The sequence below is a fragment of the Bartonella callosciuri genome (genome assembly GCF_014203215.1).
Classification (GTDB): Bacteria; Pseudomonadota; Alphaproteobacteria; order Rhizobiales; family Rhizobiaceae; genus Bartonella; species Bartonella callosciuri.
In genome coordinates, this window is record NZ_JACHIM010000001.1 from 17966 (window position 1) to 38094 (window position 20129).

Here is a 20129-nt window from a genome sequence, read left to right on the forward strand (position 1 = left end):
TGGTGTGGACATAATATGAGAATAGGAATAGAAATAGTCTGTGCAAATCTAAACTCAAGACTTTGGTTAAACTAAAATAACAGTGTAAACTAAAAGTTTGTTTATTATGAATCGATCAAGGATATAATCGTGGATAAAACAAAAGCTCTCGATGCGGCTCTCTCACAAATTGAACGTTCTTTCGGTAAAGGCTCAATTATGCGTCTTGGGCAAAAAGAGCAGGTTGTTGAAATTGAAACAGTTCCAACGGGCTCACTATCCTTGGATATTGCTTTGGGTATTGGTGGATTACCGAAGGGCCGTATTGTTGAGATTTATGGACCAGAAAGTTCTGGAAAGACGACATTGGCTCTTCATGCTATTGCTGAAGCACAGAAAATTGGTGGAATTTGTGCTTTTATCGATGCCGAGCATGCTCTTGATCCTATTTATGCGCGTAAGCTTGGTGTTGATTTAGAAAATTTGTTTATTTCTCAACCAGATACTGGTGAACAGGCACTGGAAATTACAGAAACATTAGTGCGTTCTGGTGCTGTGGATGTGCTTGTTGTTGATTCTGTAGCAGCTTTAACACCACGTGCAGAAATTGATGGCGAGATGGGTGATGCTTTACCTGGATTGCAAGCACGGTTAATGAGTAAAGCTTTGAGAAAATTAACTGCATCAATTTTCCGTTCTAATTGTATGGTGATCTTTATTAATCAAATTCGCATGAAAATTGGTGTAATGTTTGGTTCGCCTGAAACAACAACAGGTGGGAATGCTCTAAAATTTTATGCTTCTGTTCGTTTAGATATTCGTCGCATTGGATCCATTAAGGATCGGGATATGATTGTTGGCAATCAGACGCGTGTTAAAGTGGTGAAAAATAAATTGGCACCTCCATTCAAACAGGTTGAGTTTGATATTATTTATGGTGAAGGTATTTCCAAATTAGGTGAGTTGATTGATCTAGGGGTCAAAGTTGGTATTGTGGAAAAGTCTGGCTCGTGGTTCTCTTATAATTCTCAACGTTTAGGGCAGGGGCGAGAAAATGCAAAGCAGTTTTTACGTGAACACGCAGAAATAGCTACAGAGATTGAAATGGCTTTGCGTCAAAATGCTGGTTTGATTGCCATTGAATTATTAGAAAATGCAGGGTCAGAAGATACAGAAAGCGATGAAGTAATTTGATGGGAATGTTTTTTAAGTATAATTTCTTTATTTACAATTTTTCTGTTTTCGTTTGTTGTAGTTTCTAAATATAAGATTGCTTATTTCTGAGATTTTTCAAGTAAATACTTCACTCTTTGATTAAATTGACTCCAGGTATGGCAAAGAGGATATTTAATGAGGGTGGGTTTTGCTTTTATTGTTTTGTGCTGTATTCTGCAGGTGTCAATATGAATAGCGTTAATAGCATACGTTCAACTTTTCTAGAATATTTTCATCTGAATGGGCATAAAGTTCTTGCTTCTGGCCCACTTGTTCCGCGTAATGATCCCACACTCATGTTTACAAATGCAGGAATGGTGCAGTTTAAAAATGTTTTTACTGGACTCGAACAGCGCACCTATAAGCAGGCAACAACAGCACAAAAATGTGTCCGTGCGGGTGGAAAACATAATGATCTTGATAATGTTGGCTATACGGCACGCCATCATACATTTTTTGAGATGTTGGGTAATTTTTCTTTTGGTGATTATTTTAAAGAAGAAGCCATTTTTTTATCGTGGCATCTTTTAACGAAAGAATTTTGTCTGCCAAAAGAAAAATTGTTGGTGACAGTTTATCATAGTGATGATGTTGCTGCCAAATTATGGCGCAAAATCTCAGGTCTTCCAGACGAAAAAATTATCCGTATTGCGACGGCTGATAACTTTTGGGCAATGGGAGATACAGGTCCCTGCGGTCCTTGTTCAGAGATTTTTTATGATCATGGTGATAAAATCTGGGGTGGACAACCTGGCAGTATGGAAGAAGATGGTGATCGCTTTATTGAAATTTGGAATCTTGTCTTCATGCAGTATGAGCAGGTAAGTAAGGAGGAGCGTGTTGAATTGCCTCATCCTTCTATTGATACAGGAATGGGATTAGAGCGGATTGCTGCAGTTTTACAGGGTGTTCATGATAATTATGACATTGATCTTTTTCGTGCGTTAATTAATGCATCACAAGAGATAACAGGAGTTAAGGCAACAGGTGATTTTATTGCGAGCCATCGTATCATTGCTGATCATCTTCGCTCATCGGCATTTTTGATTGCTGATGGTGTTCTTCCTTCCAATGAAGGTAGGGGGTACGTTTTACGGCGTATTATGCGTCGTGCTATGCGTCATGCGCATCTTCTTGGGGCTAAAGAACCATTGATGTGGCGTCTTTTGCCTGCTTTGGTCTGCGAAATGGGACAGGCTTATCCTGAATTGGTGTGTTCTGAGTCTTTGATTTCCGAAACTTTAAAGTTAGAAGAAATGCGTTTTCAAAAAACTCTTGATCGAGGACTTAGTTTGTTAAATGAAGCAAGTACAGATCTTAAAGAAGGGGATCATTTTAATGGTGAAGTTGCTTTCAAACTTTATGATACCTATGGTTTTCCGCTTGATTTGACGCAGGATGTTTTGCGGCGTCGTGGAATATCTGTTGATGTTGACACCTTTGATAAAGCGATGAAACGTCAGAAAGAGGAAGCGCGTGCTCATTGGTCTGGTTCTGGTGAAGTTGTAACAGAGACGATTTGGTTTGCTCTTTGTGATCAAGTAGGGGCCACGGAGTTTTTGGGGTATGAAACAGAAACAGCCGAAGGCATTATTACAGCTCTTGTGCGTGATGGTAAAATTGTTGATCATATTTCTTCAGGGCAGAAAGCCATTCTTATTTTGAATCAAACACCTTTTTATGGTGAATCTGGTGGGCAGGTTGGTGATAGCGGTATCATTTCTGGTAAAAATTTTGTTTTTGAAGTGCATGACACTCAGAAAAAGTGTAATGGTGTTTTTATCCATATTGGAGAAGTTAAATCTGGTCAGGCAAAGACATCTGATTGTGTAGAACTAACGGTTGATTCCGTTCGTCGTAAAAAAATCCGTGCGAACCATTCTGCTACTCATTTATTACACAAAGCTTTACGTCAAGTGTTGGGAGCTTATGTTACACAAAAGGGTTCTCTTGTATCGCCGGATCGGTTACGTTTTGATTTTTCGCATCCTAAGCCCCTTTCTTTAGAAGAATTGAAAAAGATAGAAGATTTAGCAAATGACATTGTTTTGCAAAATAGTGATGTAACAACACGTCTTATGCTTGTGGATGATGCAATTTCTGAAGGAGCAATGGCGTTATTTGGTGAAAAATATAGTGATGAAGTGCGCGTTGTTTCTATGGGAAACCAGCTTGAGCAGGAAGCATTAAAAAGGCGTTGGTCAGTTGAGCTTTGTGGAGGGACACATGTGGAGAGAACGGGGGATATTGGTTTAATTCATATTGTTTCTGAAAGTTCTGTAGCGGCTGGAGTGCGTCGTATTGAAGCTTTAACAGGTACAGAAGCACGTCTTTATCTTCGTCGCCAAGATGAACGTATCCGTGAAATTGCTGATCTTTTTAAAACTTCTTATTGTGATGTGGAAGCACGTGTGCAGGCTTTACTTGATGATCGTCGTAAACTTGAAAAAGAGTTAAATGATGTACGCAAAAAAATGATGCTAAGTGGTGTGACAAGACAAGGCGGTCAAGAAGATATTACAATCATCAATGGTGTTTCTTTTATGGGACGGATTGTTAAAAATATTTCACCACGGGATCTTAAAGCGTTCGTGGATGCTGGAAAAAAACAGATTGGATCTGGGATAGTTGCTTTTATCAGCATTTCAGAGGATGACAAGGCGAGTGCTGTTGTCGGTGTTACTGATGATTTAACGAAGAAGTTAAATGCTGTTGATCTCGTTCGTATTCTTTCAAGTACTCTTGGCGGACAAGGTGGTGGTGGTCGTCCTGATATGGCTCAGGCTGGTGGTCCTGCAGGAAATAAGGCTGATGAGGCTCTTACGGCATTAAAAGCTTCTCTTAAAGGATAATTTCTGATTGGTTATTTGTTCTGCTTCGTTTCCTATCTTTTAAAAGAGAGGATTTTGTTGTTGAGACACGCTTTTTATACTTAAAGGTAGAGTGTTGCTCTATGATGCTATGGCTTCCTGCAAGGGAAATATATTTTCATCTCTTCCTTTTGTCGCTGGTTGATCGATTGTCAAGCCGCTGGGTTTTAAGAGTTTATAAAAGCGGCCACCTTTATTGATCAATTCCTGAAAGCTTCCTGTTTCAATTAAATGACTATGTTCTAGAAAAAGTACAACATCGGCATTGCATATTGTTGAAAGGCGATGTGCTATAATGAAGGTGGTACGGTTATGGCTTATGCAATCAAGGGCATTTTTTACGCGCCTTCTGTTTCGACATAAAGGGCACTTGTTGCTTCGTCTAAAATAAGAATGGGTGCATTTTTTCCAACCGCACGTGCTATTGCTAATCGTTGCTTTTCTCCACCTGACAATTGAGAGCCATGCTTGCCAACTATTGTGTCGTAACGATCAGCTTTTTTCAAAATAAAGTCATGAGCCGATGCTATTTTGCTGCTTCATACAGTTCTTCATTCGTTGTGGTTAGGTTTTCCTATTGAAATATTGTGGTGAATACTACGGTTGAAAAGACCAGCATCTTGAAATACTGTTGCTAAAGATTTGCGTAAGGATTCACGATTAACAAAGCGTATATTTATTCCGTCAATAGAGATATGTCCAAGTGTAGGTTCGTACACACGCCACAACAAATTGATTAATGTTGTTTTTCCAGTGCCGGTTGGTTCCACAATCGCAACAGTGTGTCCTGTATTCACTTCAAATGAAATATCAAAAACACCTTGAGAAGAATTTGGAAACTTATAGGTAACATGATGAAATTCTATTGCTCCCTTAACATTTTGGAGAGAAGGAAGATTTTTAGGTTCATTGATATGAAAAGTTGCGTTTTCCATTGCAAAAAATTCTTGGAGTTTTGCTTTTGAGGATACGATTAAATTAATAAAACTGCTCATTTGATCCAAGCGGTTAATCATTAATTGTGCAAATCCGATAAAAGCAATGACTTCACCTATTTGTAATAGGCCTTTTGCTACAAAAAAGGCTCCAAGTAGAAGGATAAAAACTATTGAAATTGTCGAGGCCATTCGGATTAGTCCACTCGCAAGAGCCCACCAATTGAAAACAGGGTTTTGTGCTTTAAGAAGATTGTTTATATGCTGATGCAATAGAGAAGTTTCTTCTTTTATTCGGTTATAACTTTGTAAAATAGAAACGTTCGTAATCGAATCGCTAATATGTTTAAAAAGATTATGGTGATAGCACTCTACAACGGGCTTGTCCGTCTTTTGTTTTTCGCATCACTAAACGTGCAATCAAGACATAGATGATAGCGAGCACAACCAACACTGTTGAAAGGCACAAACTCATGTTAAAGGCTATGGGAATGAGAACCAATAATGCGAAAAGAGTTGAGAGATGCTGACGCATAAAATCAAGCCATATGGTTGACATAGAGTCTACAGCGCGCAAAAGTATATGAAGAACGTTGGAAGTTCCGCGCTGTTGATGTCAAATTAAGGGCATGGCGATAAGACGTTCGAAAGATTCAGTTAAAACAGTTAAGCGGCGTTTATGTGCCAAGCGGTCAGCACTGCGAGCAACAAGGACATAAGCAATAATGTGAGAAAGACCAAAGCATCCCCAAATTGTGAGGGTAAGAACAATATCAGATTTTTCTGTCATGGAATCAATGACACGTCCAAATAAAATAGGTTCTGCGATGGCGATACAGGCCAATATAATATTCGCAATACAGTTTAAAACAGATGCACTTTTTTCTTTGTTTAAATAAGTAAGGACACGAGCATAGGTTTTGAATAAGGACACAGGTGATTATCTCCACGAGCTATCTTATAATTGTAATTGCTAGATTTTTAGTTAATAAAATTTAAACGGAAAGAAAATGCAATTTCGAATACTAACTATAATATGATGTGATAAAGTCAATTCTATAAGATATGAATTTCTATGTTTATAAAAATTAGGGCGCGAAACGGGTCAATAGAATTATTTGGCAAGGAATAAGGGAACTTTCATGGCGGGCGTAGAAATAAAACAGGTTGAGGCAGATGAGAGCGGAATGCGCTTAGATCGCTGGTTTAAAGTCCATTATGCAGGACTTGGATTTGGACATTTACAAAAGTTACTGCGTTCTGGTCAGATACGGGTTGATGGTGGGCGTGTTAAAGCCGATACGCGTCTTCTTATGGGGCAATCTGTTCGTGTACCCCCTTTACCTGTTGATGAAAAGGAAAATCTTCCTGTAACGGATAACATACTTCGTGGTCAAGATGATGGAACTCTTTTGAAAAAAATGCTACTCTATGAAGATCCAAAAGTTTTTGTTTTTAACAAACCTGCGGGTTTAGCTGTACAAGGTGGCTCGGGTTTAACGCGCCATGTGGATAGTATGCTTGAGGTATGGCGTAATAAAAAAGGTGAAAAACCGCGGTTGGTTCATCGTCTTGATCGTGAGACCTCAGGTGTGCTCATTGTTGCTCGGTCGAGAGGTGCTGCGCAGGCTCTAACGGCTGCTTTTAGAACACGGGAAACAAAAAAGACTTATTGGGCATTGGTTCGGGGAGTGCCTAAAAAAAAGCAGGATAAGATTTCAACATGGATGGTTAAGGAAAGCACTGCACAAGGTGATAAAATGTGCGTTTGTCAACATGGAGAACCAGATTCTAACCATGCAGTTTCTTACTATCGCGTTTTAGATACTCGAGGACGGGCTCTTTCGTGGCTTGAAATGGAACCTTATACAGGTAGGACACATCAGCTGCGTGTGCATGCTGCTTATATGGATCATCCTATTATTGGGGATTCAAAATATTTTTTTTCTGATAGTAATTGGAAGTTACCGGGGGGAATTCAAAATAGACTTCATCTTCATGCACGTCGTATTCGTATCCCTCATCCTTCAGGAAGTGTATTGGATATTATCGCACCTTTACCACCTCATATGGTACAAAGCTTTAATCTTTTGGCTTTTAATGAGAGTGATGGTGAAATAGAATAATGAAAAAATTTCGTAATTATATTTTCTTGAATGATGCGTGAGGGTATTTTGTCATTGGAGATTGACGTTTTACTCTACAGATAAAAACTGGTTTCTGCTCAGTGTGAAATTGATTCTATGATTGTGGTTAATCGTTTTTGAGTATTATTCAGTTGTCTTTATTTTTTAAAAGTTGGTGCTTTTTTCTTTAGAAAAATCTTTAAATTTATTAAAAATATCAGAGGTAAAATGATATGCGCGAAATTTTGGATCACTTTGATATGCCATTAAATAAAGATCCTTCCGTTCAGAAGCCTCAAAAGCTTTCATGTCAGTCATACCCCAAGCGATTTTATAAAGAAGTAAAGATTTTTTGTGAAGAAGGAAATTTTGCTATATTATTGGATGGATGTCCAGTTAAAACGCCAGCAAAACGTCCTTTTTTCGTGCCAACAGAAGCGTTAGCTACATTAATAGCACAGGAATTTGGAAGACAAAAGCAAGTTATTGATCCAACAAAAATGCCTATAACCCGTCTTGTTAATACTGTTATTGATGGCATAGCTTATAATATGCAGATTATTTTTGAGGATTTATTACGTTTTGTTACATGCGATATGGTTTTTTATCGCGCACAAACACCAAAAGAGCTGGTACAGCGACAATGTGAAAAGTGGGACCCTTTACTGGATTGGGCAGAAGAAAAACTTGGTGCCCGTTTTTATTTAGCCGAAGGTCTTATGCATGTTGAACAATCACAGCAAGCTATTCAAGCGGTAAGCAATTATCTCCGTAAAGTTGAGTCTCCTTATATGCTTGCCGCTCTTCATGCGATGACAACTTTAACAGGATCAGCTCTCATTGCTCTTGCTGTTATGGCGGAAAAAATTGATGCAGATCATGCTTGGGATATTGCCCATTTAGATGAAGATTGGGTGATGGAAAAATGGGGCGGTGATGAAGAAGCAATAGCACGCCGTTCTTATAAACAAGCTGAATTCAATGCTGCTGCTAAAGTCATTACAGCTTGTTTGTAAGAACATGTTTTCTTTTATTTATATTATTTACACGTGCAGTTTTTCTCAATCATAGTATTTTTGTGATTTTTTGGGGATTTACTTTTATTTTTTCAAGTCCAGGAAATGCTGTACTGGTGATGTTTAAGGTTGCTTCATCGTTGCCACGGATAAAGTACCACTTGTTATTGTCAAGAAGAGCAATAACCTCAGTTTGGATAGAGCACTTTTTTCCAGTATTTGTTGTAGTTATAAACTCTATAGGTATAACGAAATAAGGGATACCATTATCAAGTTTGCCTTCACGCTTTTGTTTTTGGTTAATGTGAATACTGTCAATCTTATAATTTTCTGCCAATCGTTCTATTTGACTTCTCATGATTTGTTGGAATTGTGATTTACTGAGATTCTTTTTGGCAGTTAAGCTGTTTATAACTTGGGGAGGAAGAGAATTTAAGAGAGTATTTGCATCAGCATTTTGAATCGCTTTGCTGTAGGCAAACGCTGCTTTTTCAAGGTCTATAAGTTTTTGATTTGTGACTGTATAAGCTTGAGCCGCCGGTAGAATAAAGGCAATGTATAAAAAAATAGGAAGTAGTGAACGAATTCGCAGCATTAGAAACCTTGTCAATTGATTTGAATGGATTCACTTAAATTTATAAAGGAAAAGCATATTAACAAAAAGCCACTTGTGCTTTTTGATGAAAAGAATACCCAAAAAAATAGAGATTGAAACCTCTATTTCTGAATCAAAAAAATACACCTATTCTTCTTTAAACAGAATAGTACATATCAAATTCGACAGGATGAGGCGTTGTTTCATAACGTAAAACTTCTTGCATTTTTATTTGAATGAAAGAATTAATTTGATCATCGTCAAAAACGTCGCCGGCCTTAAGAAAACTACGATCTTTATCAAGTGCTTCAAGTGCTTCGCGCAGACTTCCTGAGACTGTAGGGATTTCTTTAAGCTCTTTTAAGGGAAGATCGTAAAGATCTTTATCCATAGCATATCCAGGATGAATTTTATTTTTGATTCCATCAAGACCAGCCATTAAAAGTGCTGCAAATGCTAAATAAGGATTTGCTGTTGGATCTGGGAAACGCACTTCTACACGCTTTGAATTTGGCGAAGCACTCATTGGAATACGGCAAGACGCAGAACGATTACGCGCGGAATAAGCAAGAAGGACAGGCGCTTCATAACCAGGCACTAAACGCTTGTAGGAGTTTGTGGATGGATTGGTGAAGGCATTGATTGCTTTTGCATGCTTAATAACACCGCCGATAAAAAATAAGCAAGTTTCTGATAGTCCAGCATATTCGTTGCCCGCAAAAATTGGTTTGCCATCTTTCCAAATGGATATATGAACATGCATGCCTGAGCCGTTATCACCAAAAATTGGTTTTGGCATGAAAGTAGCTGTTTTTCCATAGCTATTTGCTATTTGATGGACTACATATTTAAAAATTTGCATCTTGTCAGCTTCCCGAACGAGTGTATCAAAGCGAATACCCAATTCATGCTGTCCTGCTGCCACTTCATGATGATGCTTTTCCACGCGGACGCCCATATCTTTAAGTGCGATGAGCATTTCAGAGCGCATATCTTGGCAGGAATCAACTGGAGGAACTGGAAGGTAACCGCCCTTCATTCGTGGACGATGGCCAAGATTCCCCGTCTCATATTCCGTATCATCATTAGCTGGAAGCTCACTTGAATCGAGTTTAAATCCTGTATTGTAAGGATCCGTTTTATAGCGGACATCATCAAAAATAAAAAACTCCGCTTCTGGTCCTACATTGATTGTATCTCCGATTCCTAAAGACTTCATATAGATTTCAGCTCTCTTGGCGATAGAACGAGGATCTCTACGATAAAATTCTCCAGAAACAGGATCAAGAACATCACAAAATATGGCTAAAGTCGATTGAGCAAAAAAGGAATCAATATGTGCTGTTTCTGGGTCCGGCATCAAAACCATGTCAGATTCATTAATTGTTTTCCATCCGCAAATTGAAGAACCATCAAACATAACGCCATCGCTAAATGTATCTTCACTGATTTCTGCGATATCCATTGTAATGTGATGCAGCTTTCCTCGCGGATCAGTAAAACGTAAATCAACAAAACGGATTTCGTTATCTGCAATCTGTTTGATAATATCTGATGCGGTTGTCATATTTAATTTCCTTATGTGGGATTGAGGTGAATAAAAAAGCTAAAGATTTTGTCATTATTTATTAAAGGGCATCTATTCCCGATTCGTCAGTGCCGATATGAATGGCATCATCAACGGAAAAGACAAATATTTTTCCATCTCCGATATGTTTTGTTTGAGCCGCTTTGCATATTGTATTAACGGCTTGTTCCAGTTTTTCATCGGCAACAACAATCTCAATTTTTACTTTAGGTAGAAAATTAACAACATACTTAGCACCGCGATACAGTTCTGTATGTTCTTTTTGACGACTAAAACCTTTCGCTTCTGTTACTGTAATACCATGTAGTCCAATTTTTTGAAGCGCTTCTTTCACTTCATCAAGTTTGAAAGGTTTTATAATGGCTTCAATTTTTTTCATGCTGAAATTATCTCCAACGTTATTTTGCCTTTTTAGACTGCATCACATTATATTGGCAACTGTGAGATGTCCAACAGATACTTTGTACACAAAAAGTCAAAAATACTGTTACTCGATATTCTGTGGAGAAAGATTCTTTTGTAATATAAAGTGAAGTTTTATTGTTCTTTGGGAAAAATTTATAAGGATTGTAAAAAATTATACAATAAAAGATATTTTTTTTCTTTTTCTTTATTATAATTATATAATATATTAATTTATGAAGATCACTCATCATCTAAAACTTTAATGAGGGTCTAAAATACAGGAAGATCTCTTCACTTTAATTCTTCTTATAATGAATCATAAAGATCGTTCGCTTGCATGTTAAAAGCGGAATGGCTGAGGGGGTCAAAACTGTTTCAGAAGAGAGTAAATATTCTTTTCATGAATTGTCTCAATACAAAAGCAGTTACAATATTATACTATACTATATTTTATAATGGGAATTACTTTAAGAAATGGAGTTTATAAGGGACGACGTAACAGAATTTCTTTCAGAAATTTTCCTGTAGAGGAAGCCGGAACATGAATAATATCTTCAGGACGCCCAACTGCAACAATTTCACCGCCGCGATCTCCACCTTCAGGACCTAAGTCAATAATCCAGTCAGCTGTCTTTATAACTTCAAGATTATGCTCAATGACTGCAACCGTATTGCCTTGCTCGACGAGTTCATGCAGAACTTCAAGGAGTTTAGAAATATCATGAAAATGGAGACCTGTTGTTGGTTCATCTAAAATGTAGAGCGTACGCCCCGTTGTTTTGCGTGAAAGCTCTTTGGCAAGTTTTACACGTTGGGCTTCACCACCAGAAAGTGTTGTGGCTTGTTGTCCTACTTTAATATAGCCGAGACCGACTTTAACGAGTGTCTTCATTTTGTGGTGAATGGTTGGAACAGCTTGGAAAAAATCCTCTGCTTTTTCGATTGTCATCTCCAAAACATCAGCGATAGATTGCCCTTTAAACTTTACTTCCAACGTTTCTCGATTATAACGTTTTCCTTGGCAGACATCGCAAGTGACATAAACATCCGGTAAAAAATGCATTTCAATTTTGATAACCCCATCGCCTTGGCACGCTTCACAACGTCCTCCCTTAACATTGAATGAAAACCGTCCTGTTTTGTAACCACGAGCCTTTGATTCTGGAAGTTCGGCAAACCATTCACGGATCGGGGTAAATGCGCCCGTATAGGTTGCGGGATTAGAGCGTGGGGTGCGTCCAATAGGTGATTGGTTGATATCAATGACCTTATCAAGAAATTCTAATCCTTCAATTTTATCATAACTTGCGGGGCTGTGATGACTTCCCATGATATGTTGTGATGCAGCTTTGAAAAGAGTTTCAATGAGGAATGTTGATTTTCCTCCGCCTGAAACGCCGGTTATGCATGTAAAGGTTCCAAGAGGAATGCCTGTACTGATGTTTTTGAGGTTATTTCCTCGGGCTCCGATAACTTTAAGTATTTTCGATTTTGATATTTTGCGTCGTTGAGCAGGTACTGTAACAGCCATTTTTCCTGAAAGATATTGGCCTGTAAGAGAAGATGGATTTTCTATAATTTCCTGCGGTGTACCTTGCGCTATGATTTCTCCGCCATGAACGCCTGCGGCTGGGCCCATATCAACCACATGGTCTGCACTAAGAATGGCATCTTCATCATGTTCAACAACAATAACTGTATTGCCAAGATCACGCAGATGGTGCAGCATTTTCAGAAGGCGTTCATTATCGCGTTGGTGTAAACCGATGGATGGTTCATCTAGAATATAAAGGACACCTGTAAGACCAGAGCCAATCTGAGATGCTAACCGGATACGTTGACTTTCACCCCCTGAAAGGGTGCCTGAACTTCGAGATAAGGTGAGATATTCAAGCCCGACATGATTTAAAAAAGCTAAGCGTTCACGAATTTCTTTTAAAATACGTGTTGCAATACTCCGTTGTTTCTCAGTGAGATATTGATCAATATTGGCAAACCAGTCATCTGCTTTGAGAATAGAAAGTTCTGATATTTGCCCAATATGCATTCCGTGAATTTTGACAGCGAGTGCCTCTGGTTTTAAACGATAACCATGACAAGCTGGGCAGAGTGAAGAAGACATATAACGCTCAATTTCTTCACATAACCATGTAGAATCGATTTCTTTCCATCGCTGCTCCATATTAGGAATGATGCCTTCAAAATATTGAGTCGTTTTATGCGAATCTGAATCATTTTTATAAATAAAGGAGATTTCTTTTCTTTTTGTACCATAAAGAATAGCATGTTGTGCTTCATCTGAGAGTACACACCATTTGTCTGTAAGTTTAAATCCGTAAGTTTTTCCCAATGCCTCTAGGATTTGACTATAGTAAGGTGAAGGTGATTTAGACCAAGGTGCAATTGCGCCATCCTCTAAGGTAAGATTTTTATTTGGTACAACTTTTATCGGGTCTATTGCCTTTTTAATGCCAAGTCCATCGCAAGTGGGGCAAGCACCAAAAGGGTTATTAAATGAAAAGAGGCGTGGTTCAATTTCAGGGATAGAAAATCCAGATATGGGGCAGCAAAACTTTTCTGAAAAAATAAGACGTTTGTGTGTTTCATTTTTTGATTTATGAGCAGATTCTTTCGTGGTTTCGTTTTGTACTAAAGGTTGGTCAGCCATTTCAGCAACTGCAAGCCCATTTGCTAGCTGTAAACAGGTTTCTATACTGTCTGCTAAGCGGGAGGCAATGTCACTGTTTACAACAATGCGATCCACTACCACATCTATGTCATGTTTATACTTTTTATCAAGAGGAGGAATATCAGGAATTTCATAGAACTTTCCATCAACTTTGGCGCGCTGAAATCCTCTTTTTAAAAGTTCAGCGAGTTCTTTCTTATATTCTCCTTTTCGTCCTCGAACGAGAGGGGCCATAATAAAAGCCCGTGTACCTTCTGGTAAGTCCAGAATTTGGTCAACCATTTGGCTTACCGTCTGACTTTCAATAGGACGTCCTGTAGCCGGAGAATAAGGAATACCAATACTTGCAAAGAGAAGCCGCATATAGTCGTGGATTTCAGTTACGGTACCTACTGTTGAGCGAGGATTGCGGCTGGTCGTTTTTTGTTCAATGGAAATGGCTGGAGAAAGACCATCTATTCTGTCCACATCTGGTTTTTGCATCACTTCCAGAAATTGGCGTGCATAGGCAGAAAGACTTTCAACATAACGACGTTGCCCTTCGGCGTAAATAGTATCGAAAGCTAAGGATGATTTGCCTGATCCAGAAAGTCCCGTGATCACAATCAGTTTATTACGAGGGAGATCTATATCAATATTTTTAAGGTTATGCTCACGCGCACCACGAATGGAGATGTATTTTTGATGAGCCATATTTTATCCTTGGCATATGTAGCAAAAATTGAGCATTTAAAATAGAATAAAACTGTTTTTTAGAATTACAATCTATTTCATTGCTCTAACGGGGATAAAGAATGCAAGTTCTGTGAAAAGAAAAGTTGGGAACAGCTTTATTCTTCTCTAACGGTGGAATAAACTATGCGTTGTTATCATCTTTTGTTATAATTACGGTATGATATCTTAGAGGGTAACAAAATCCACATTGAAGGTCAATTGCAGATATGCAAGTGGTTAGGTCAAGATGGTAATGATCTCTATAGAACAAATATATAATAAAGATTATTTTGCGAATTAAAATTTTGGAGTTTATGCAATGGCTGGTAGCCTTAATAAAGTTATTTTGATTGGTAATCTTGGTGCGGATCCTGAAATCCGCCGTTTGAACTCTGGTGATCAAGTAGCAAATTTACGTATTGCTACTTCAGAAAGTTGGCGTGATCGTAATACAAATGAGCGAAAAGAACGAACCGAGTGGCATAATATTGTTATTTTTAACGAAAACCTTATCAAAGTTGTAGAGCAATATTTAAAAAAAGGCAGTAAAATCTACATTGAAGGTCAGTTACAGACACGCAAATGGCAAGATCAAAACGGCAATGACCGTTATACAACAGAGATTGTTTTGCAAAAATACCGTGGTGAATTACAAATGCTTGATGGACGTGGAGCAGCTGGTGGGGAACAAATGCAAGGTGTAAATCAGACAGGTGGCAGTTATGCCAGTGGTGGTTTTGGTGATAGTAGTTCAAACCAGAAAAATGCTTTCGGGCAAAACAATAACCAATCAGAGGAAAGTTTTTCACATAAATTAGATGATGACGTTCCTTTTTAATAGTCTTTAAGGGGCCCTATGATTATTACTTTGGGTGTTCTTTGTTTTAGGTTTTTAAATTTTAGCAAAGAGAGTTTTGTTCATTTTATCTATGATTTTTAACACAAATAAATAACATGTTGAAAATTATTGTTAAATTTCTTCCCTGTTATAAGAGAGAAATTAGCATTTTGATGTATTTTTCGATATACAAAGAGTAAAGTGATTCTTTTTTGAAAGTCTTGAAGTTGTGACCGATCTTACTCCACACTCAGAACGTGATGTGCTGACCGGTATTGAACCAATCAGTATTATTGATGAAATGCAACGCTCCTATCTCGATTATGCTATGAGCGTAATTGTTTCGCGTGCACTTCCGGATGTACGTGATGGTCTTAAACCAGTTCATCGGCGTATTCTTCATGCCATGAATGAAATGGGGCTTTCTTTTAATAAGTCTTATCGTAAGTCTGCCGGGGTTGTTGGTGAGGTTATGGGGAAATTCCATCCCCATGGTGATGCCTCAATTTATGATGCTTTGGTGCGTATGGCACAGGATTTCTCTTTGAGAAATCCGTTGATTGATGGTCAAGGAAATTTTGGCTCTGTTGATGGTGATCCGCCTGCAGCGATGCGCTATACAGAATGTCGTTTAGAAAAAGTTTCAGAAGAGCTTTTAGCTGATATTGATAAAGAAACTGTTGATTTTCAGGACAATTATGATGGGCGTGAACGTGAACCGGTCGTCTTACCCGCACGGTTCCCTAATCTTTTGGTCAATGGGTCAGGTGGTATTGCTGTAGGAATGGCAACCAATATTCCTCCCCATAATCTTGGTGAAGTTGTTGATAGTTGTATCGCTTTGATTGATAATCCTGATATAACACTTGATAAGATCATTGAAATTATTCCTGGTCCTGATTTCCCCACCGGTGGTATTATTCTTGGTCATTCCGGTGTCCGTTCGGCTTATGAAACGGGACGCGGTTCAATTATTATGCGTGCTAAGGTCGATATTGAAGAAATTCGCAATGGTCGACAGGCAATTATTGTGAGTGAGATACCTTATCAAGTTAATAAAGCAACGATGATTGAGAAAATGGCTGAATTGGTGCGCGATAAACGCATCGAAGGGATTTCTGATTTGCGTGATGAATCTGATCGTGATGGATATCGTGTCGTTATTGAGCTGAAGAAAGATGTTGTTGCGGAAGTTGTTTTGAACCAATTATATCGTTATACGCCACTGCAAACTTCCTTTGGTTGTAATATGGTTGCGTTGAACGGTGGAAAACCTGAGCAGATGTCGTTGCTTGATATGCTTCGTGCATTTGTTTCTTTCCGGGAAGAAGTTGTAAGTCGGCGAACAAAATATCTTTTGCGTAAAGCACGTGAGCGTGCCCATGTTTTGGTTGGTCTTGCACTTGCTGTTGCAAATATTGATGAAATTATAGCCCTCATTCGTAAAGCTCCTGATCCACAGACAGCGCGTGCACAATTAATGGAATGGCGCTGGCCGGCTACTGATGTAGCGCCTTTGATTAAACTTATTGATGACCCCCGCCATATTATTCACGAGGATAGTACTTATAATTTATCTGAAGAGCAGGCGCGTGCTATTTTAGAATTGCGCTTGCAAAAGTTAACGGCACTTGGGCGTGATGAAATTGCTGATGAATTGAATAAAATTGGAGTGGATATTACCGATTACCTTGGTATTTTGGCGTCCCGTTCGCGTATTATGAGTATTGTTAAGGATGAGCTAAGAGCTCTTCGCGAGGAATTTGCAACGCCCCGACGCACTGTCTTTGGTTTTGGTAGTGCTGAGATGGATAGTGAAGATCTGATCGCACCGGAAGATATGGTGGTAACGGTTAGTCATAGTGGCTATATTAAACGGGTACCTCTCAATACATACCGTGCGCAGCGCCGCGGTGGTAAGGGGCGTTCTGGTATGTCAACGAAAGATGAGGATTTTGTAACGCGATTGTTTGTGGTTAATACACACACACCGGTTCTTTTCTTTTCTTCGCGTGGGATTGTTTATAAGGAAAAAGTTTGGCGTTTGCCTATCGGTACCCCGCAATCGCGTGGGCGAGCTCTGATTAATCTGCTTCCCTTACAGCAAGGTGAGCGCATAACAACTATTATGCCCTTACCAGAAGATGAAGCGCGTTGTAGTGCATTGGATATTATGTTTGCAACCACCCGTGGAACTGTGCGTCGTAATAAGTTATCAGATTTTGTTCAGGTTAATCGTAATGGCAAAATTGCAATGAAACTTGATGAAGAAGGAGATGAAATTCTTTCTGTTGAAACCTGTACAGAGCAGGATGATGTTGTTCTGACAACGGCTAATGGACAATGTATTCGTTTTCCAGTTGTTGAGGTTCGTGTTTTTGCAGGACGTAATTCAGTAGGGGTCCGTGGTATCAATTTAGCTCATGGTGATAAAGTCATTTCGATGACACTCTTAAAGCATGTTGAAGCAACATCGGTTGAGCGTTCTGCTTACGTTAAACGTGTGATTAATGAACGGCGTGCTGCTGGTGTTGATGCTGAAGATATTCTGTCTCTTGACGAAGAAGATGGAGGAATAGGGACAGAGTTGACAGAGGAGCGCTATGCAGAACTTCATGCGCGCGAACAGATGCTTTTAACAGTGAGTGAGTTTGGTTATGGGAAACGATCTTCCTCGTATGAGTTCCGGATTTCGGGACGTGGTGGGAAAGGGATTCGTGCAACAGATCCATCTAAGACAGTTGAAATTGGCAAATTAGTGGCGGCTTTTCCGGTGAAGGCACAAGATCAAATTATGCTGGTATCCGATGGGGGGCAGCTTATTCGTGTCCCTGTTGATGGTATTCGTGTAGCTGGTCGTTCGACTAAAGGGGTGACAATTTTCAATACAGCTGAAGGTGAAAAAGTCGTATCGGTTGAGCGTATTTCTGAATCTGAAGAGGATGATAGCCAATTAGATGGTGAATCTGGAAAACATTCTGATACGGTTGATGTGAACGAAGACAAATAATTTTGAAGGGTATGCGGAGTAAAATAATGAAAATCGCTCTTTATGCGGGTTCCTTCGATCCTCTTACAAATGGTCATCTTGATGTTTTGCGAGGCAGTTTCGTTTTGGCTGATAAGGTGGTTGTGGCTATAGGTCGACAAGCTAAAAAAGAACCACTTTTTAGTTTTGAAGAGCGTGTTAATTTGATTGCCCAGGTAGGAAAAGAGTTATTAAATATAAATCCGGATCAATTGCAGGTTATCTCGTTTGATACTCTTTTGATTGATAAGGCTCGTGAAATTGGTGCTTCACTTCTTATTCGCGGGTTACGTGATGGCACTGACCTTGATTATGAAATGCAAATGGCGGGAATGAACAGTATTATGGCTCCTGAATTACAAACTGTTTTTTTACCGGCGAGCGTTTCTGGGCGTGCAATAACTTCCACATTGGTGCGCCAGATTGCTGCTATGGGAGGTGATGTGGCACCCTTTGTACCTGCAAATGTTGCAAAAGCTTTGCGCTTAAAATTTCAATTTTAGGGGAGAATGATTGTGTATCTTAGAATTTTTGCTGTTTTAACATGTATTTTTTGCTTTTTTTCTTTGGGTGCTGTAGCAAATAATTTTAATACCGCTGATGATTCTAACGTTCTTGTTTTATCTCTCAAAAATGGTGATGTAGTTATTCGTCTTCGTCCTGATTTGGCACCAAAGCATGTTGCACAAATCAAGAGGTTAACAAAGGAAGGTGCTTACAACAATGTTGTATTTCACCGTGTTATTCCAGGTTTTATGGCACAGACTGGTGATGTAAAATTTGGAAAAAAGGACAGTCCAGATTTTGATCTTAAGCGCGTTGGTATGGGAGGCTCAAATTATCCCAATATATCGGCGGAGTTTTCAAAGCAGCCATTTAAGCGTGGTACCGTTGGAATGGCACGTTCACAAGATCCAAATTCCGCTAATTCTCAATTTTTTATTTGTTTTGATGATACCGCCTTTTTAAATGGTCAGTATACTGTTGTTGGGGAAGTCATAAAAGGAATGGATGTTGTTGATAAAATAAAAAAAGGCACTACACGTAATAATGGATCTGTAAAAAATCCCGATGTTATTAATACTGCCGCTTTGCAAGATGATAGATGAATCAAAGGAGTTTAGCCATATGGCCAAGACTAAGAATCTAGAGAATACCTTAATTCTTGAAACAACGAAGGGCAGAGTTGCTATTGAACTTTTTGCTGAGTTAGCACCTGGTCATGTTGCACGTATTAAGGAACTTGTACGTGAAGGTGCTTATGATAACGTGATTTTTCATCGTGTTATTGATGGTTTTATGGCACAAACCGGTGATGTAGAATTTGGAAAAAAGGATGCTGAAAAATTTAATTTATCGCGTGCGGGTATGGGTGGTTCACAGAAGCCGAATTTGACAGCAGAGTTTTCGAATCTTTCTCATAAGCGTGGTACAGTTTCTATGGCGCGTAGTCAGAATCCCAATTCTGCTAATTCACAATTTTTTATTTGCTTTGCTGATGCTCCTTGGCTTGATCGTCAATATTCCATATGGGGGCAAGTTATTGAAGGTATGGAAAATGTTGACCAAATTAAGCGTGGTGAGCCTGTTGTAGATCCTGATACAATTATTAAAGCTACAATTGCTGCGGATGCACAATAGAATAATTATATCAGTTTTAATCGTAATATTATCAAGTGAAGATATTTCCGTCTGCTTCTTGTTTTGAGTGCGATGAAGGGTAATTTATTGTGGCTTTTATTCATACGAAAATTCAATTGTTATGGGTCGTTTTTTGCATTAAGATTTTTTGCTTTTAGGTACAATAGGTTTATGGCATGTTATCTGCCTATTTGTCTGCCTATTATTGGCAAATGTCATTTGCCAAATAGGACATTATGCTCAAGTTTTTGTGCTTGTATTATAATACGGTTTATTCCCACACTTCTCTTTATAATCGTTGGGATAGCAAGAACCTTAAGCGTATTTATATGAATCAGGTATCTACTCTTAGGAGAAGTATCACTTTGGGCAATCTTTTTATCTTTTAATGTTGTATCTGGGAGCTAAGTGTGTTGCGCATTGGGGAATATATGAGTTTTTTTATTTGTCTGAGTTCTCTGTTTACGCAAGTGACATTTTAGAGATTTCA

13 protein-coding genes and 3 pseudogenes are annotated in these 20129 nt (G+C 38.8%); 9 read left to right on the top strand and 7 right to left on the bottom strand.

What is annotated here, in order from left to right; translation table 11 throughout:
- The first annotated feature begins 129 nt into the window (after positions 1-129).
- Both recA and alaS read left to right on the top strand, forming a co-directional pair.
- Entirely contained in the window at positions 130-1173 is a 1044-nt protein-coding gene (gene recA / locus HNQ69_RS00155) for a recombinase RecA (protein ID WP_183228105.1), read from the top strand.
- Positions 1174-1382: 209 nt separating this feature from the next.
- Positions 1383-4046, top strand: coding sequence for an alanine--tRNA ligase (gene alaS, locus HNQ69_RS00160; protein WP_183228106.1), 2664 nt, complete (start codon positions 1383-1385; stop codon positions 4044-4046).
- 356 nt (positions 4047-4402) lie between these two features.
- Here the strand turns inward: alaS and HNQ69_RS08270 are convergent.
- The 3 genes and pseudogenes from HNQ69_RS08270 to HNQ69_RS08280 all read right to left on the bottom strand — a co-directional run bounded on the left by HNQ69_RS08270 (position 4403) and on the right by HNQ69_RS08280 (position 5933).
- Positions 4403-5341, bottom strand: a pseudogene (locus HNQ69_RS08270) (ATP-binding cassette domain-containing protein).
- A gap of 13 nt (positions 5342-5354) precedes the next feature.
- Positions 5355-5603, bottom strand: a pseudogene (locus HNQ69_RS08275) (glucan ABC transporter ATP-binding protein/ permease); the annotation flags it as partial.
- A gap of 12 nt (positions 5604-5615) precedes the next feature.
- Entirely contained in the window at positions 5616-5933 is a 318-nt protein-coding gene (locus tag HNQ69_RS08280; protein WP_210302641.1) for a hypothetical protein, read from the bottom strand.
- A 208-nt stretch (positions 5934-6141) separates the two neighbouring features.
- Here HNQ69_RS08280 and HNQ69_RS00170 point away from each other — a divergent pair, with 208 nt between their 5' ends.
- Both HNQ69_RS00170 and HNQ69_RS00175 read left to right on the top strand, forming a co-directional pair.
- Positions 6142-7125, top strand: coding sequence for an RluA family pseudouridine synthase (locus HNQ69_RS00170; protein ID WP_183228107.1), 984 nt, complete (start codon positions 6142-6144; stop codon positions 7123-7125).
- Positions 7126-7358: 233 nt separating this feature from the next.
- Entirely contained in the window at positions 7359-8141 is a 783-nt protein-coding gene (locus HNQ69_RS00175) for an ATP12 family chaperone protein (RefSeq protein WP_183228108.1), read from the top strand.
- 49 nt (positions 8142-8190) lie between these two features.
- Here the strand turns inward: HNQ69_RS00175 and HNQ69_RS00180 are convergent, their stop codons facing one another.
- The 4 genes from HNQ69_RS00180 to uvrA form a co-directional block, all read right to left on the bottom strand.
- Positions 8191-8736, bottom strand: a complete 546-nt coding sequence (locus HNQ69_RS00180; protein WP_183228109.1) for a hypothetical protein — start codon at positions 8734-8736, stop codon at positions 8191-8193.
- Between the two features lie 157 nt (positions 8737-8893).
- Positions 8894-10303 (bottom strand): type I glutamate--ammonia ligase, encoded by a 1410-nt coding sequence (gene glnA / locus HNQ69_RS00185; protein ID WP_183228110.1) that lies wholly within the window; start codon positions 10301-10303, stop codon positions 8894-8896.
- Between the two features lie 61 nt (positions 10304-10364).
- Entirely contained in the window at positions 10365-10703 is a 339-nt protein-coding gene (locus HNQ69_RS00190; protein WP_183228111.1) for a P-II family nitrogen regulator, read from the bottom strand.
- A 507-nt stretch (positions 10704-11210) separates the two neighbouring features.
- Positions 11211-14111 carry an excinuclease ABC subunit UvrA gene (uvrA, locus tag HNQ69_RS00195; RefSeq protein WP_183228112.1) on the bottom strand — a complete coding sequence of 967 codons (2901 nt, stop codon included), beginning with the start codon at positions 14109-14111 and terminating at the stop codon, positions 11211-11213.
- 340 nt (positions 14112-14451) lie between these two features.
- Here uvrA and ssb point away from each other — a divergent pair, with 340 nt between their 5' ends.
- From ssb to HNQ69_RS00220, 5 genes and pseudogenes are all read left to right on the top strand, one after another.
- On the top strand, positions 14452-14970 hold the full coding sequence (gene ssb, locus HNQ69_RS00200) for a single-stranded DNA-binding protein (RefSeq protein ID WP_183228113.1): 519 nt from the start codon (positions 14452-14454) through the stop codon (positions 14968-14970).
- 229 nt (positions 14971-15199) lie between these two features.
- The gene (gene gyrA, locus HNQ69_RS00205) at positions 15200-17980 is read left to right on the top strand and encodes a DNA gyrase subunit A (protein WP_183228114.1); all 2781 of its coding nucleotides are present in this window, start codon (positions 15200-15202) and stop codon (positions 17978-17980) included.
- A gap of 26 nt (positions 17981-18006) precedes the next feature.
- A pseudogene (gene coaD / locus HNQ69_RS00210) lies at positions 18007-18524 on the top strand (pantetheine-phosphate adenylyltransferase).
- On the top strand, positions 18514-19107 hold the full coding sequence (locus tag HNQ69_RS00215) for a peptidylprolyl isomerase (RefSeq protein ID WP_183228116.1): 594 nt from the start codon (positions 18514-18516) through the stop codon (positions 19105-19107). The pseudogene coaD and the gene HNQ69_RS00215 overlap by 11 nt, the downstream one beginning before the upstream one ends.
- A 19-nt stretch (positions 19108-19126) precedes the next feature.
- On the top strand, positions 19127-19639 hold the full coding sequence (locus tag HNQ69_RS00220) for a peptidylprolyl isomerase (protein WP_183228117.1): 513 nt from the start codon (positions 19127-19129) through the stop codon (positions 19637-19639).
- Positions 19640-20129 lie beyond the last annotated feature (490 nt).